This window comes from Hoyosella rhizosphaerae (assembly GCF_014643175.1).
GTDB lineage: Bacteria > Actinomycetota > Actinomycetes > Mycobacteriales > Mycobacteriaceae > Lolliginicoccus > Lolliginicoccus rhizosphaerae.
Window position 1 is genome coordinate 650,408 of record NZ_BMJH01000002.1, and the last position, 15,617, is coordinate 666,024.

Below are 15,617 nucleotides of genomic sequence, written 5' to 3' on the forward strand. Positions count from 1 at the left end.
GGTGGGTAGCTTTTACCTATGGCGGATCACCAGAATGACCTCACACCAGTTCCTATGGTGAAGCCAGGCGCGCTCGCCATCCAGAACGACGCAGCCGCTGCGGTCCGGGATTTTCTGACTGCCATTGAGCGGCGGGACGTCGAAGCAGCATCTACGTTTCTTCACGACGATGTGGCGTTTAAGCTAGTGCCGTTTCCAGAGTTACGCGGCAAAGCAGACGTGGTCAGGCAACTGCGGGGCTTGCTCGCGGCGATCGCCAGCATGCACATCGAGATGCACAACATTGCAGCCAACGGTGACACGGTCCTCACTGAGCGCACCCACACTCTCGAATTAGGTCCAGTGCCTGTGCAACTGTGGATGTGCGGCACCTTCGAGACCCGCAACGGAAAAATCACGATGTGGCGGGACAGGTTCGATGTCGCTGAATTTACTTTCTCAGCTATTCGTGGAATCGCTCATGCGGCGTCGCAGATGCAGATTGAGCAACGCCGCCGCTAAGACGAGTGCCGCTAAAACGGGTGACGCTAAAACAGGTGACGCTGAGCCCGACGTACCAGGCCGGACCGAGGAGCAAGACGACATATCCGGCCGTGCTCAGAACAGGTATGAACAGCGCGGCTACTGACACCGCTCCGGAGACGCCTGCCGCAAAGCCTAGGACGCTGAGCCAGCGAGGGAACTGTGACCGCGAAAGACTGAACAATAGTGGTGCTGCGGCGAGCAGCAGAACACTGGCGGTCCAATCGCCCCGCGACGCAACCCAGCCGAGAGTCTGAGCTGTGGTGGTATCTCCTGCGGGTGCGGTGACGTTAATGATGGCCAGCATCACAATGTATGTCGGGATAGCGACTGCTGCGCCCACCGTTGCGGCCGCGGCGCCAGCGTAACCCCAGATTGAACTGTTCATCACGGCGGCGCCGATGGCTGCAGCAGCGAGCAGTAGTGCTGCGAAGATCCAGAGCACAAGATTAACTGCGAGTGTGGTGTTGTTGGCTGCCGCAGCGAGGTAGCTGGCCATATCGCCAGAGTGGACGGCGGTTTCGAGGTCTGCGTCCGCGAGGACATACAAGACCATCCCGGTGGCGAGTAGGCCGACGGCAAGTGCGCCCGCGAGTGCGGTAAAACGCTGCGTGGTGTGCATACCTATATGGTGCTTGCCTGAAAGGTGTTCGTCACGTTTCGGTTTCTGGTGGTGCCGACGCGTATCCTTGAGGAGTATGTTCCCGCTGAGGAAGGATCTGCATGTCTGCCCGTGTTGACCTGCGCCGCGTTGATTTGCGTGGCACGACACCGTCTACTGCCCAATTGCGCGCAGTATTGCCGCGCGGCGGAGTTGATGTGGATTCTGTTCTCCATCAGGTACGCCCAGTTGTGGACGCGGTGCGTGAACGTGGTGTCGACGCAGCCATGGAGTTGAGCGAGAAGTTCGACCGAGTGCGGCCGACCACTATTCGGGTTCCAGCTGAAGCGCTCCGCGACGCACTGAATCAACTTGATCCTGACGTCCGCATTGCGCTTGAGGAAGCGATCGCCCGAGCACGGTTGGTGCACCGGGCGCAGCGACGAACCGATTCTGTGACGCAGGTGGTTCCCGGTGGCACAGTGACTGAGCGCTGGGTGCCCGTCGAACGTGTTGGGTTGTACGTTCCTGGCGGCAATGCTGTGTACCCGTCGAGCGTGGTAATGAATGTTGTGCCAGCTCAGGAAGCCGGTGTTGAATCGCTTGTGGTCGCGTCGCCGCCGCAGGCTGAGTTCGGTGGGGCACCCCACCCTACGGTCCTCGCAGCTGCAGCATTGCTTGGCGTCGACGAAGTGTGGGCAGTGGGTGGCGCCCAAGCTGTTGCGCTTATGACGTATGGCGGCACGGATGTCACCGGCGAGGAACTTGTGCCCGTTGACATGATCACTGGCCCGGGAAACATTTTTGTGACTGCCGCGAAGCGGATCTGTCGCAGTCTCGTAGGTATCGACGCCGAGGCTGGCCCAACAGAGATCGCCATCCTCGCTGATGCGTCGGCGAGCGCACACAATGTGGCCGCCGACCTCATTAGCCAGGCTGAGCACGACGTTCTCGCGGCGAGTGTGCTGGTGACGACGAGTGTGGAACTAGCCGACGCCGTAGATCGGGCAGTGAACGACCAAATTAGTTCCACCAAGCACCAGGAGCGCATTGCTAGCGCCCTCAACGGTGAGCAGTCCGGGATTGTCTTGGTATCCTCGCTGGCCGACGGCATCGCAGTGGTTAATGCTTATGCCGCTGAGCACCTCGAGATTCACACTGCAGACGCAGCTGATGTTGCGAGCCGCATCCGGTCGGCCGGTGCGATTTTTGTGGGCCCGTATTCACCTGTGAGTTTGGGTGACTACTGCGCGGGGTCGAACCACGTTCTTCCGACTGCAGGGAGTGCGCGGCATTCATCGGGACTATCTGTGCAGACATTCCTCAAAGGGGTGCACGTGGTCGAGTATTCGGCTGACGCGTTGCGCGACGTTGCCCCGCACGTGGTTGCTCTTGCAAATGCAGAGGACCTGCCCGCACACGGTCAGGCAGTCCAGCGTAGGTTTGCGGAATCCAACGACTCCTAGTTAGCGAGAATCGTGACAATCTCAAACACCACCGCACCACAAGCCCCAGGTGCGGGCATAAGCCTTGGCGATGTTCCCTTGCGGCACAACCTGCGAGGGAAATCGCCATACGGAGCCCCGCAACTCTCGGTGCCAGTGCAACTGAATACCAACGAAAACCCGCACCCCCCTTCAGCCGCGCTCGTCGCTGACGTGGCGGAATCCGTGCGTGAAGCAGCGGCGGAATTACACCGATACCCCGACCGTGATGCCGTAGCACTGCGGACCGAACTGGCTGCCTATGTGACTCGTCAAACGCATACCTTCGTGTCGGTTGACAATGTGTGGGCCGCGAATGGGTCCAATGAGATTCTGCAGCAACTCCTCCAGGCTTTTGGGGGACCGGGCCGCCACGCTCTTGGTTTCACCCCGTCGTATTCCATGCACCCCATCATTTCGACTGGAACCCAAACTGTGTGGGTGGATGCTCCACGGCGGGCGGATTTCAGCCTCGATGCCGACGAGGCGATTCGGGCCATCGCAGACCATAACCCCGACGTTGTTTTCGTCACCAGTCCGAATAACCCCACTGGGCACAGCGTGGCACTGTCCGAGTTGCGCTCGATTCTTGATGCTGCGCCCGGCATTGTCGTTGTCGATGAGGCTTACGGTGAGTTTTCCGACGAGCCCAGCGCGGTTACGTTGATCGATGAATATCCGGCAAAATTGGTCGTGAGTCGAACGATGAGTAAGGCATTTGCCTTCGCTGGTGGGCGACTGGGATATCTCGTGGCTGCACCAGCGATGGTCGATGCGATGCTCTTGGTTCGCTTGCCGTATCACTTGTCTGTTGTCACACAAGCCGCTGCGCGTGCGGCACTACGGCACGCCGACGAGACGCTGGCGAGTGTTGCGCACCTGTCTGCGGAACGTGAGCGCGTCACGCACGCACTCAAGGGGTGGGGCTTCGATGTTGTGCCGAGCGACGCGAACTTTGTTCTATTCGGGCATTTCCGCGATAGTGGTTCCACATGGCAGAAGTACCTTGACCAAGGCGTGTTGATCCGCGATGTCGGCATTCCGGGGTTTCTCCGTGCCACCATCGGTCTAGACAATGAGAATGATGAATTCTTGCGCGTCAGTAAGAACCTCTCAGCCACCGAGTTAGTTGGTTCAGGTGGCGGAACGAAAGGAATGTCATGACGGCCCGCACCGCGAGAGTGGAACGCACCACACGCGAATCGAGCATCATCGTCGAGTGGAACCTCGACGGCACAGGGAAGACGGATATCTCTACGGGGGTGCCGTTTTTCGACCACATGCTTACGGCACTCGGGGCGCACGGCAGTTTTGATCTCACAGTTAAGGCTGAAGGCGACATTGACATCGAAGCGCACCACACAGTCGAAGACACTTCCATTGTGTTGGGGCAAGCTCTTGGCCAGGCGCTAGGCGACAAGCGGGGCATTCGGCGCTTTGGGGATTGCTACATCCCGATGGACGAAACTCTCGCGCACGCTGTTGTGGATGTCTCTGGGCGCCCCTATTGCGTTCACACCGGCGAGCCGGAACACATGCTGCACACGGTTATCGGGGGCTACCCCAGCGCCCCTTACTCGACCGTGATCAATCGCCACGTCTTCGAATCACTCGCGCTGAACGCACGAATTGCGTTGCACGTGCGGGTCCTTTATGGACGAGACCCTCACCACATTACCGAGGCCGAGTACAAAGCAGTGGCTAGGGCATTGCGTGCTGCGGTGGAGCCAGACCCGCGGGTCGGTGGGATCCCTTCCACCAAGGGAACTCTATGAGTTCGGCGGTAATGTACCTCCTGTTCATGGCGGCAGGGTTCCTCCTTGGAGGTGCCATTGCCCTGTGGAAAACGCACCGATTTTTCTCAGGTGTGTTGGCCGCAGTCGCTGTAATCGCTGGCGCTGGTGCCGTCCTCAACCTTATGGAGGTCATATGACCAACACTCAAAGCGCAGGCGTATCAGCCCAGCGTGTGAAGTCGAAGGCCCCCACTGTGGCGATTCTGGACTATGGCTCAGGGAACTTGCGTTCGGCGCAGCGGGCTCTGGATCGTGTTGGTGCTGACACTACTGTCACGACGGACCGGGACGTCGCTCTCGAAGCCGATGGGCTAGTGGTGCCTGGTGTAGGTGCCTTTGCTGCATGTATGGAGGGGCTACGCGAAGTTCGAGGCGACCAGATCATCGGTCGTCGACTCGCTGGTGGGCGGCCCGTTCTCGGTATCTGTGTCGGGATGCAAATCCTTTTCGAGCGCGGGATTGAGTTCGGCATCGAAGCTGACGGATGCGGTGAGTGGCCGGGAACCGTCGAACGACTCCAAGCTGACGTCCTCCCGCACATGGGGTGGAACACCGTTGCTGCGCCTACGGACAGCGTGCTTTTCGATGGGATCGACGAAGAGACGCGCTTCTATTTTGTGCACACATACGCGGTGCAGAAGTGGCAGATGGAACCGTCCGACATTATTGCTCCTCCGAAACTTACGTGGGCAAATTATGGTGGCGACTTCCTCGCAGCGGTCGAAAACGGTCCGCTCTCGGCGACTCAATTTCACCCGGAGAAGTCTGGCGATGCAGGTGCTCATTTGCTGGAGAATTGGGTACGTACGCTATGAGACGCCGCCGTAGCGCTGCCGAATTTTCGCTTGGGCGGCTCGCTTTCTACTCACTCGGTGCGGGTACTCTTGCACTGCTGTTGGCGACGATACTGATCATGGTGTGGCAGCCCAGCCCGGAAATCGGGCTTGCCATTGCACTGCTAGGTCTGGTTGGCGCTATTGCTGCGATGGGGTTTGTGTCCACTCGAATGACACGGCGCGCCATTGCGGAAATAGAAGCTGAGGAAGAACAGGCGAAGACACGTTCGCCGAAAATCGAAACGAAAGACGAAGGTACCCGCGCGTGAGTCTTGTATTGTTGCCCGCTGTTGACGTAGCGGATGGTCAAGCTGTTCGTCTGGTGCAAGGGGAGGCGGGAAGCGAAACGAGTTACGGTTCGCCCCGCGACGCCGCGTTGCAGTGGCAAAATGACGGCGCTGAATGGGTCCACTTGGTAGATCTCGATGCAGCATTCGGGCGGGGTTCAAACCGGGAACTCTTGGCCGAAGTTGTGGGCGAATTGGACGTCAAGGTCGAGTTGTCCGGAGGTATCCGCGATGACGACTCCCTGGAAGCGGCTCTTGCTACTGGGTGTGCGCGAGTAAACCTGGGCACAGCAGCATTGGAAAACCCCGACTGGTGTCGCAAAGTGGTGTCCGAGTACGGCGACCGCATCGCTGTAGGCCTTGATGTGCGAATCATCGATGGGCAGCACCGCCTGCGCGGACGCGGTTGGGTAAGCGATGGCGGCGACTTGTGGGAAGTCCTGGAGCGACTCAACAAGGATGGCTGCACTCGCTACGTTGTCACCGACGTCACCAAAGACGGAACCTTGACTGGGCCAAATCTTGAACTGCTCAGGCAGGTGTGTGAGCTTACTGACGCGCCAGTGATCGCCTCCGGCGGAGTGTCTACTATCGACGATCTGCGTGCGATCGCCACCCTCACCGACATTGGTGTTGAAGGTTCGATTGTTGGCAAGGCGCTCTACGCGGGCAGGTTCACACTCCCCGAAGCGCTGCGCGCTGTCTCGGCCTAATTAGGGGGCGTGTGTGGCCGCACTGGATGACAAGCAACTAATGGAACTCGTCGTCGTCGCTTCGGCGATCCTCGACGATGCGTCCAGCGTGTTTACTAGTGGGCGACGCGCGCCTCAAGCCGTGCGCAAAGGTGACCGTGACTTTGCCACCGAGATCGACTTGTCCTTGGAACGCGAGATAACTGCCGCCCTGATTGCACAAACTGGAATTGGTGTGCACGGTGAAGAATTTGGCGGTCAGTCGATCAGTGAAGGCCTCGTGTGGGTGCTTGACCCTGTTGACGGGACCCTGAATTACTCCGCTGGATTGCCCTACGCGGCGATACTTCTTGCGTTGCTTGACGACGGAATACCAGTGGCGGGGCTGACATGGCTACCGATCTTTGGTGAGCGGATGACCGCTACCGCGGGAGGTCCAGTGCTACGCAACGGACTCGCGCTACCCGCGCTTAGTAAGCGGTCGCTAGCGAACAGCATCATCGGGGTTGGTTCGTTCAACCTTGCTAGTACCCGTGGTTTCACGGGTCAGTACCGCCTCGATGTGATTGGCGAGATCAGTAGGCAAAGTTCCCGCATCCGCATGCTCGGTGCCACTGGAGCTGATTTTGCATACGTCGCAACCGGAGCGCTCGGTGGCGCGTTGTCATTCGGCCACCACGTGTGGGACCACGCCGCAGGGGCAGCATTGGTCGCGGCGGCGGGAGGCGAAGTGACTGACCTCTCGGGCCGACCTTGGACGGTTCACTCGCGGTCCATGCTTGCTGCCGCACCTGGGGTGCATGCGGAATTGCTTGATGTCATTCACTCTGTGACCGCAGCGTAGACTTCACCACTCATTAAAGAACCAAGGAGAATCCATGACTCTCGCCGTGCGTGTCATTCCGTGCCTTGACGTTGACAACGGGCGTGTTGTGAAAGGTGTCAACTTTCAGAACCTTCGAGACGCGGGTGATCCTGTAGAACTCGCTGCTACCTACGATGCGCAGGGTGCCGACGAACTGACGTTCCTCGATGTCACAGCTTCCACTGGCGATCGTGCCACCATGATTGATGTCGTCCGGCGGACTGCGGAACAGGTTTTCATTCCGCTCACAGTCGGTGGGGGCGTGCGGTCCGTTGAGGATGTTGATCGCCTCTTGCGTGCGGGTGCGGACAAGGTAAGTGTGAACACTGCCGCAATTACTCGGCCGGAATTGTTGCGAGAGTTGTCTACTCGTTTTGGGTCTCAGTGCATTGTTTTGTCCGTCGATGCTCGTACTGTTCCTGACGGCTACCCAGACACCCGGTCGGGTTGGGAAGTGACGACACATGGTGGGAAAAAGGGCACCGGCATTGATGCAGTTGAATGGGCAGTTCGGGGAGCCGAACTTGGGGTCGGCGAGATTCTGCTCAACTCAATGGACGCGGATGGGACAAAGGCTGGGTTTGATTTGCCGATGATCAGGGCGATCCGCGCGGCGGTCGGTATCCCAGTGATCGCCAGTGGTGGTGCGGGAAAGGTTGCACACTTCCCACCTGCGGTTAAGGCTGGTGCTGATGCCGTCCTTGCGGCGAGCGTATTTCACTTTGGTGATTTGACGATCGGCGATGTTAAGGGTGCGATGCGCGACGAGGGAATTGTGGTGCGATGAACGGAATTGATCCTGGGGATGCGCAGCTAGATCCCACTATTGCTGCGCGCTTGAAACGCAATGCTGACGGACTGGTTGCCGCTGTCGTGCAGGAATACGGTTCGGGCGACGTTTTGATGCTGGCGTGGATGGATGATCATGCCCTCGCCCACACACTGGCTACGCGCAAAGCTACGTATTTTTCGCGGAGTCGGCAGGAGTACTGGGTGAAGGGCGAGACGTCCGGCCACACGCAGTACGTGCACGAGGTGCGCATTGATTGTGATGGTGACACCGTGCTGCTTGTCGTTGATCAGGTCGGGCCGGCCTGCCACACCGGAGTCCACACGTGTTTTACAGGTGACGAACGCACCCTCCTTGCGTGATCGCGGGGGAGTTCCGGCAGACTGTCATATATGCCGTTGATTCAGATTTCGCAGACTCCAGGCCTGTCAGTTGAGCAGAAGCGCGCCACGATTGAAGCGGTGACGAGGGCGTATTGTGATGCTACTGGGAAGAGTGAAAGTGCCGTGTGGGTGGTGATTAACGAGGTTCCCCGCGAGCAGTGGGGAGTCGGTGGGACGCCGCTAGCCTGACATGCTGTGGGCCTGACGTGCTGTTGCCTGACGCGCTGTGGGCATGTCAGGTCGGGGAATGTGGGGTGGCAAAGTTTTGTTGCACCAAGATATAGTTGCGTAAGCAAATAACTTGGAGGCGTGATGTCACAAATGCCGGTACTGTTCCTCAGCCACGGCGCCCCGCCATTGGTTGATGACCAGCAATGGGTTCGACAACTGGCGCAGTGGGCGAAAAAACTGCCTCGACCAAAAAGCATCCTCATCGTGTCAGCGCATTGGGAATCCGCTCCGCTTACCATCGGGGCGACCACGGATGCTGCGCCGCTTGTCTACGATTTCTGGGGTTTCCCTCAACGGTTCTACGACGTCACCTACCCAGCCCCAGGCGCGCCGGGACTCGCTGACCAAATCGAGTCACTTACTCCCCATTCCCACGGCGTCGTCCGACTGCCGAGCCGCGGTCTTGACCACGGTGCATACGTCCCCTTGACGGTCATGTACCCGGAAGCTGACATCCCCGTCCTGCAGATCTCCCTCCCCAGTTTGGAACCAGAAGCTTTACTCACACTCGGCGAGCGTTTGCGCCCACTGCGCGAGCAAGGCGTGTTGATTGTTGGCTCCGGGTTTACCACGCACGGCCTTCCATTCCTCACCGACCCGAGGGCCGATGCAGTGCCCCCATCCTGGTCAGTCGAGTTTGACCAGTGGGCGCACGAGACCCTAGCCGCAGGCGATGTCGGCGAACTTCTCAACTTCCAGAACTCGGCGCCGGGAATGCCCTACGCGCACCCAACGACGGAACATTTCGCCCCACTATTTGTCGCACTCGGGGCGTCGAACGATCCAGAACAAGTGCCGCAACAAGTTATCGACGGATACTGGATGGGTCTAGCCAAGCGATCGGTGCAACTCATCTAAGCGGCACAGCAGGGGAGTGAAAGGCATGTCACGCGCACGATTGGTCCGGCGGACACTCATCGTGGCACTTGTGGTCGGAATTGCATACGTGACAATCGTGGCCGCGGCATGGGTTTTTCAGCGACAACTGATCTACTTGCCTTCATCACCACCAACATTGACTGCAGCAGAAGCCATCCCGGGTGCGCGGGAAGTCGAACTGACCACTTCGGACGGGCTTGAACTCTCCGCGTGGTTCGTCGAACCCGACACACAAGGGGTTGTTCTCATCGCGCCAGGCAATGCCGGAAACCGTCAGCACCGGGCAGCATTAGCGCAGGAGTTGGCCGCAAACGGGCTTGGCGTGCTTCTCATGGACTATCGCGGATATGGCGGAAACCCTGGCTCCCCAACGGAGTTCGGGCTCGCCCAAGATGCGCGCGCAGCGGTGGAATACCTGTATGCGGAGGCAGGTGTTCCACACGATCAGGTGGTGTACTTCGGCGAGAGTCTTGGTACCGGGGTGGTATCAGAACTGGCCACCGAGTACCCGCCCGCAGCGATGGTTCTGCGGTCCCCGTTCACTAGCCTTGCGGACGTTGGCCAACACCACTACAGATTCCTGCCCGTTCGATGGCTGCTTAAAGACCGCTATCCAGTGGCAGAACACGTCACGCATCCGGCCCTTGAATCGGTTCCGATCACGGTGATCTTGGGCACCCGGGACTCGGTCGTTCCTACACATTTCAGCCGACACGTCGCAGAAGTCGCCGGGGCAAACGTAGTGGAAATTGCTGGTGCCAATCACAACGACCGGTCCTTGAACAGCGGTGAAGACGTTGTTCGTGCGATTGTTCAAGCGAGTGCAGATGTGGGCATTAACGCCACGCAGGAATGACCCGTCGTGACGGCGGCAGAGTCGGCTGCAAGGATAGGGGGCATGCACGATTCAACGACCACACTGGAACAGTTCCGGCAACTCGCCACAGAGCACCGAGTAGTTCCGGTGACACGGAAGGTATTAGCTGATGCGGAAACGCCAGTCTCCGCATACCGCAAGCTCTCCGGAAACCGAGCAGGCACCTTCTTGCTGGAGTCCGCCGAGAACGGTCGTTCGTGGTCGCGCTGGTCCTTTATCGGCGTAGAGAGCCGTTGTGCGCTGACGGTGCGGGACGGCGAAGCGGTGTGGCTCGGTTGCGCGCCAGCTGGCGCCCCGTCTGGCGGCGATCCGATAGACGCTCTACGATCCACGCTTTCGCTGCTCGGGAGCGAGCACATCGATGGGATGCCTCCGCTGACAGGAGGACTCGTCGGGTACATGGGGTACGACATTGTTCGTCGGCTCGAAAAACTGCCAGAGCACACGAAAAACGATCTGCACATTCCCGAGATGTTGATGTTGCTCGCCACCGATTTTGCAGCGTTTGACCATCACGAAGGCAGCATTACGCTGATCGCCAACGCCGTGAACTGGGATGGGAGCGACGACGGGGTCGACGAAGCGTATAGCTCAGCAGTGGCTCGACTTGACGCAATGACCGTAGCTCTGGGTGCGCCTGCAGCATCGACTGTGTCTATGTTCAGCAGACCTGAACCTGACTATGTGCGGCAGCGGACAAGCGGCGAGTTCGGTAAGGCTGTTGAACAGGCCGTCCGAGAAATTGAAGCGGGCGAAGCATTCCAGGTAGTCCTGTCACAGCGTTTTGAAATGGATTCCGAAGCGGACGGACTAGACGTCTACCGGATGCTCAGGGCATCCAACCCCAGTCCCTACATGTACCTGATGCGAGTTCCTGCCGACAGTGACAACACGAACAATGGCCAATGCCTATCCAGCGAAACGGCATTCACCATCGTTGGGTCGAGTCCCGAAGCGTTGGTGACGGTCCACGATGGCGTCGCGACGACGCACCCGATTGCGGGAACGCGGTGGCGTGGAGAGTCCGAAGAAGACGACGTCCTCCTCGAAAAGGACCTCCTCGCGGATGAAAAAGAAAACGCCGAACACCTCATGTTGGTTGACCTGGGGCGCAACGACCTGGGCCGGGTATGCACACCCGGGACTGTGAAGGTGTCGGACTATCGCCATATTGAACGGTACAGCCACGTCATGCACATGGTGTCGACCGTATCGGGGCATCTTGCTGAAGGGAAAACAGCGCTTGATGCGGTGACAGCATGTTTTCCTGCGGGCACGTTATCCGGCGCGCCGAAGGTGCGGGCGATGGAAATCATCGACGAACTCGAACTTACTCGGCGCGGGCTTTACGGTGGGATTGTTGGGTACCTCGATTTCACCGGAAATGCCGATACCGCAATCGCAATTCGAACAGCGCTCCTCAAAGACGGCAAGGCATACGTCCAGGCTGGAGGTGGCATAGTGGCAGATTCGCAGCCGGAATACGAGGACAACGAATCGAGAAACAAGGCGATGGCCGTCCTCAAAGCCGTAGCTGCCGCGGCGACGATTGAACCCATGACACCAACGGAAACGGAACCACGGGAGTGACCCGCCAGAAAACTATTGGCTCGCCTCGACTCGGATTCGCTCTTGCCTTGATCGGGGCGGGTCTGCTGTGGGTTTCATCGCGAGCGCCGTGGCTTCGCGCCACCATCGAAGACGGTCTACAGCCCGTGTACAGCGAAACTATCATCGGTGCTACTTGGGCCGCCGAGCTTGGGCCATTAGCACTTGCGATCGGCGCCGCACTCGTAGTGACGCTCGTAGCGCGTGGGTTAGCCCAGCGCATCGTCTCAGCAGCAGTGCTTGTCCTGTTCGTTCTAGCTCTAGCCGCACCCGTGCGGATGCTGTTCGAAGGCGCGCAGGATTCGCGCGTCAGGCAACTCGCAGAACTGCCAGCCCGAGCTGAAGTTGCCGAAATCACCGTCGTGTATTGGCCGCTTGGCATCGCCTGCATCGCTGTTGTCATGGGTGCTATTGGCGCCGTCCTGTTGTTTCGCTCTCCACTGCGCCAGCGAGGATCGCGTACGCAATATCAGACTCCGGCGGTACGAAGAGAAGAAGTGCGTACTGACATCGCAGGTGGGGCGATTTCGGCAGCGGCAGCGGCAGGCATACCATTAAGCGATCGGATGCTCTGGGATGCGCTCGACGCGGGTGAAGATCCCACTGAGTCCGATAGCACGGGCAGTGACGTCGAACAGGCGGATGAGAAGTGACGGTGAACCTCATCGCACACGCGTTGGGTTTACCAAAGGAAAGGACACGTGGGGGCAGGATGACGGTTCTCGACTCCATACTCGAAGGCGTTCGCGCGGATGTCGCCGCCAGAGAGTCCGCCCTTGATTTGGCGGCGGTGAAGAAACTTGCCCGCACCATGCCTGAACCGCGTGACGCTGCCGCGGCACTCCGGGAGCCTGGTATTGCCGTCATTGCGGAGGTGAAGCGGGCAAGCCCATCAAAGGGTGCGCTTGCGAATATCGCCGACCCGGCCGAACTTGCCCGCGAGTACGAACTCGGCGGCGCGCGAGTCATTAGCGTTCTCACAGAGGAACGCCGATTCCGCGGTTCACTGGCAGACCTTGATTCGGTGCGCGCGGCTGTCAATATTCCTGTCTTGCGCAAAGACTTTGTTGTTGGCCCCTATCAGATTCATGAAGCTCGGGCACATGGCGCCGATGTCATATTGCTGATCGTTGCCGCACTTGAACAAGACGTCTTGGTGTCACTGCTTGACCGGACCGAATCGTTGGGGATGACGGCGCTAGTTGAGGTGCATACCGAGCAGGAAGCCGATCGCGCTCTCGAAGCAGGCGCTCGTGTCATTGGTGTCAACGCCCGGAACCTCAAGACCCTTGAGGTGGATCGCGACTGCTTTAGCCGCATTGCGCCCGGGCTGCCCAGCGACATCATCAAGGTCGCTGAATCTGGAATCCGCGGTCCTGCTGACTTACTTGCCTACGCTGGCGCCGGGGCGGATGCAGTCCTCGTAGGTGAGGGACTGGTCACCAGTGGAAACCCACGGGCAGCTGTTGCTGATCTTGTGACGGCGGGGGCGCATCCATCGTGCCCTAAGCCCACGCGCAACGGATGACACCCGGTTTGGGTAAGACACGGTACGGACAACGCAGACGAACTCTCGTTAGGGCACACTGACAGTATGACTTCGGCAGATCCTGTGGACTTCAAGGCAGCGGCGCAACCAGGCGGGGCAGATATCCCGCACGCCAGTGCAGGGCTCACATTACGCAGCTCGTCCGATCCCGACGCAACGGGACATTTTGGTGACTACGGCGGACGGTTTGTCCCCGAGGCCCTCATGGCGGTCATCGAAGAAGTGACCGCCGAATTCGAGAAGGCTCGTACTGACGAAAGTTTCCTCAACGAACTTGATCGACTTCATCGCGACTACTCGGGCCGACCCTCTCCGCTTTACGAGGCAACACGCCTTACTGAACACGCTGGCGGCGCTCGAATCTTTCTTAAGCGTGAGGATCTGAACCACACAGGTTCGCACAAAATCAACAATGTCCTTGGTCAAGCTTTGCTTGCTAAGCAAATGGGCAAGACACGCGTCATCGCGGAGACCGGTGCGGGACAGCACGGCGTCGCAACGGCAACCGCGTGTGCTCTTCTTGGGCTCGAGTGCGTTGTCTACATGGGCAAAGTAGATACCGATAGGCAAGCGCTGAACGTCGCCCGTATGCGGTTGCTCGGTGCCACGGTCGTTGCAGTCGAAACTGGCTCCAAAACCCTTAAAGACGCTATTAACGAGGCGCTGCGCGACTGGGTCGCCCACGCCGACGACACCTACTACTGCTTCGGCACCGTCGCGGGACCGCACCCGTTCCCATTGATGGTCAGAGACTTCCAACGCATCATCGGACTCGAAACCAAAACCCAGATCCGCGCACTCACTGGGCGACTTCCCGACGCCCTCGTCGCCTGCGTAGGCGGCGGTTCCAACGCAATTGGCCTGTTCCATGCGTTCATTGACGACCCAAATGTGCGACTTATTGGAATTGAAGCGGGCGGTGACGGTGTGGAAACCGGCCGCCACGCAGCCACAATCGGCGGTGGAACACCGGGTGCGTTGCATGGAGCGTTTTCGTACCTGCTTCAAGACGGTGATGGTCAAACAATTGAGTCCCATTCCATCTCGGCGGGACTTGACTACCCAGGCGTTGGACCTGAGCATTCGTACCTCAATGACATTGGGCGTGCAGAGTACCGGTCCGTAACCGATACCGAGGCGATGGAAGCTTTTGCGCTGTTGTGCCGAACTGAGGGCATCATCCCGGCGATCGAATCAGCACACGCAATCGCAGGCGCAGTCAAACTCGCTCCTGAACTCGGTCGGGACGCGGTCATCGTCGTGAACCTGTCAGGCCGCGGAGACAAAGACGTTGCCACAGCAGCAGAATGGTTCGGCCTCGTAGATAAGGACGCATCATGACAGACCTTGATCAGAACAGCACTGCTGTGAAGGCGTCGCGGCTCGGCCCAGTATTTGATCGTTGCCGTGCCGAACAGCGCGCAGCGCTCGTGGGCTACCTACCAGCGGGCTACCCGAACAAAGAAGCATCCAAGGCGCTCTTTGCCGCCCTCGTTGAATCAGGGTGCGACATCATTGAAGTAGGAATTCCCTACTCAGACCCAGTGATGGACGGACCCACCATCCAACGAGCTGCCGAAACAGCGTTGCGGGCCGGGTTCAAAGTGCGCGACGTTTTCGAGACTGTGGAGTACATTTCGTCGATCGGTGGCAACGCCGTCGTCATGACGTATTGGAACCCAGTGCTCAAATATGGCGTCGATGCCTTCGCGCGCGACCTCGCCGCTGCAGGAGGCCTCGGCCTCATCACGCCGGACCTCATCCCGGACGAGGCCGCCAAGTGGATTGCCGCCTCAGAGGAACACAACCTCGACCGAATCTTCCTTGTTGCGCCCTCATCAACCGAGGAACGCGTTGCAATGACCACAAACCGCAGTCGAGGCTTCGTCTACGCCGCATCGACAATGGGTGTCACAGGTGCCCGAGATGCAGTGTCGACATCAGCTCCCGAGCTCGTTGCACGCATCCGTGAGCACAGTGACATCCCCATTGGCATCGGCCTCGGCGTCCGCAACCGGACCCAAGCCGCAGAGATCGGCAAGTACGCCGACGCAGTTATCGTGGGTTCAGCGCTGGTTTCTGCCGCGGAACAAGGGCTTGCCGCCGTAGCAGACCTTACGCGTGAACTCTCTGCCGGCGTACGAGATAGATGAGTTTCCGCTACCGTGTGAAAGGGCTGCAACCGCGCAGACCACTCGTGACTAGCAAAACAAGGGGA

The 15,617-nt window shown here is 59.2% G+C and carries 20 protein-coding genes; 19 read left to right on the plus strand and 1 reads right to left on the minus strand.

The features are described from left to right. Positions 1–18 precede the first annotated feature (18 nt). Positions 19–501, plus strand: coding sequence for a limonene-1,2-epoxide hydrolase family protein (locus IEW73_RS11225; protein WP_188674641.1), 483 nt, complete (start codon positions 19–21; stop codon positions 499–501). Here the strand turns inward: IEW73_RS11225 and IEW73_RS11230 are convergent. Beyond that, positions 443–1,144, minus strand: a complete 702-nt coding sequence (locus IEW73_RS11230) for a hypothetical protein (RefSeq protein WP_188674644.1) — start codon at positions 1,142–1,144, stop codon at positions 443–445. The genes IEW73_RS11225 and IEW73_RS11230 overlap by 59 nt on opposite strands. A 101-nt stretch (positions 1,145–1,245) precedes the next feature. Here IEW73_RS11230 and hisD point away from each other — a divergent pair, with 101 nt between their 5' ends. From hisD to trpA, 18 genes are all read left to right on the plus strand, one after another. Then, positions 1,246–2,589, plus strand: a complete 1,344-nt coding sequence (hisD, locus tag IEW73_RS11235) for a histidinol dehydrogenase (RefSeq protein WP_188674647.1) — start codon at positions 1,246–1,248, stop codon at positions 2,587–2,589. Between the two features lie 18 nt (positions 2,590–2,607). Continuing rightward, complete coding sequence (locus IEW73_RS11240; protein ID WP_188675154.1) at positions 2,608–3,771, plus strand: histidinol-phosphate transaminase; 1,164 nt, start codon at positions 2,608–2,610, stop codon at positions 3,769–3,771. Then, entirely contained in the window at positions 3,768–4,382 is a 615-nt protein-coding gene (gene hisB / locus IEW73_RS11245; RefSeq protein WP_188674651.1) for an imidazoleglycerol-phosphate dehydratase HisB, read from the plus strand. Before IEW73_RS11240 ends, hisB begins: the two co-directional genes overlap by 4 nt. After that, positions 4,379–4,540, plus strand: coding sequence for a CG2302 family histidine operon protein (locus tag IEW73_RS11250; RefSeq protein ID WP_188674654.1), 162 nt, complete (start codon positions 4,379–4,381; stop codon positions 4,538–4,540). The genes hisB and IEW73_RS11250 overlap by 4 nt, the downstream gene beginning before the upstream one ends. Next, complete coding sequence (gene hisH / locus IEW73_RS11255) at positions 4,537–5,217, plus strand: imidazole glycerol phosphate synthase subunit HisH (RefSeq protein WP_188674657.1); 681 nt, start codon at positions 4,537–4,539, stop codon at positions 5,215–5,217. The genes IEW73_RS11250 and hisH overlap by 4 nt, the downstream gene beginning before the upstream one ends. After that, entirely contained in the window at positions 5,214–5,507 is a 294-nt protein-coding gene (locus IEW73_RS11260; protein ID WP_229675937.1) for a hypothetical protein, read from the plus strand. The genes hisH and IEW73_RS11260 overlap by 4 nt, the downstream gene beginning before the upstream one ends. Continuing rightward, a complete protein-coding gene (gene priA, locus IEW73_RS11265) occupies positions 5,504–6,238 on the plus strand; it encodes a bifunctional 1-(5-phosphoribosyl)-5-((5-phosphoribosylamino)methylideneamino)imidazole-4-carboxamide isomerase/phosphoribosylanthranilate isomerase PriA (RefSeq protein WP_188674660.1) in 735 nt (244 codons plus the stop codon). The genes IEW73_RS11260 and priA overlap by 4 nt, the downstream gene beginning before the upstream one ends. A gap of 40 nt (positions 6,239–6,278) precedes the next feature. Continuing rightward, complete coding sequence (locus tag IEW73_RS11270; protein ID WP_188675158.1) at positions 6,279–7,061, plus strand: inositol monophosphatase family protein; 783 nt, start codon at positions 6,279–6,281, stop codon at positions 7,059–7,061. 34 nt (positions 7,062–7,095) lie between these two features. Continuing rightward, on the plus strand, positions 7,096–7,869 hold the full coding sequence (hisF, locus tag IEW73_RS11275; RefSeq protein ID WP_188674663.1) for an imidazole glycerol phosphate synthase subunit HisF: 774 nt from the start codon (positions 7,096–7,098) through the stop codon (positions 7,867–7,869). Beyond that, a complete protein-coding gene (gene hisI / locus IEW73_RS11280) occupies positions 7,866–8,234 on the plus strand; it encodes a phosphoribosyl-AMP cyclohydrolase (protein ID WP_188674665.1) in 369 nt (122 codons plus the stop codon). Before hisF ends, hisI begins: the two co-directional genes overlap by 4 nt. A gap of 30 nt (positions 8,235–8,264) precedes the next feature. Further along, entirely contained in the window at positions 8,265–8,444 is a 180-nt protein-coding gene (locus IEW73_RS11285; protein ID WP_188674668.1) for a tautomerase family protein, read from the plus strand. Between the two features lie 132 nt (positions 8,445–8,576). Then, the gene (locus IEW73_RS11290) at positions 8,577–9,344 is read left to right on the plus strand and encodes a dioxygenase family protein (RefSeq protein ID WP_372433585.1); all 768 of its coding nucleotides are present in this window, start codon (positions 8,577–8,579) and stop codon (positions 9,342–9,344) included. A 25-nt stretch (positions 9,345–9,369) separates the two neighbouring features. After that, positions 9,370–10,221, plus strand: a complete 852-nt coding sequence (locus tag IEW73_RS11295) for an alpha/beta hydrolase (protein ID WP_188674674.1) — start codon at positions 9,370–9,372, stop codon at positions 10,219–10,221. A gap of 42 nt (positions 10,222–10,263) precedes the next feature. Beyond that, on the plus strand, positions 10,264–11,832 hold the full coding sequence (locus tag IEW73_RS11300; RefSeq protein ID WP_188674677.1) for an anthranilate synthase component I: 1,569 nt from the start codon (positions 10,264–10,266) through the stop codon (positions 11,830–11,832). Further along, complete coding sequence (locus IEW73_RS11305; RefSeq protein ID WP_188674680.1) at positions 11,829–12,503, plus strand: TIGR02234 family membrane protein; 675 nt, start codon at positions 11,829–11,831, stop codon at positions 12,501–12,503. Before IEW73_RS11300 ends, IEW73_RS11305 begins: the two co-directional genes overlap by 4 nt. A 59-nt stretch (positions 12,504–12,562) precedes the next feature. Next, positions 12,563–13,378, plus strand: a complete 816-nt coding sequence (gene trpC, locus IEW73_RS11310) for an indole-3-glycerol phosphate synthase TrpC (RefSeq protein WP_188674684.1) — start codon at positions 12,563–12,565, stop codon at positions 13,376–13,378. Between the two features lie 66 nt (positions 13,379–13,444). Continuing rightward, positions 13,445–14,740 (plus strand): tryptophan synthase subunit beta, encoded by a 1,296-nt coding sequence (gene trpB, locus IEW73_RS11315; RefSeq protein ID WP_188674687.1) that lies wholly within the window; start codon positions 13,445–13,447, stop codon positions 14,738–14,740. Further along, positions 14,737–15,552, plus strand: a complete 816-nt coding sequence (gene trpA / locus IEW73_RS11320) for a tryptophan synthase subunit alpha (RefSeq protein ID WP_188674690.1) — start codon at positions 14,737–14,739, stop codon at positions 15,550–15,552. The genes trpB and trpA overlap by 4 nt, the downstream gene beginning before the upstream one ends. Positions 15,553–15,617: the final 65 nt, after the last annotated feature.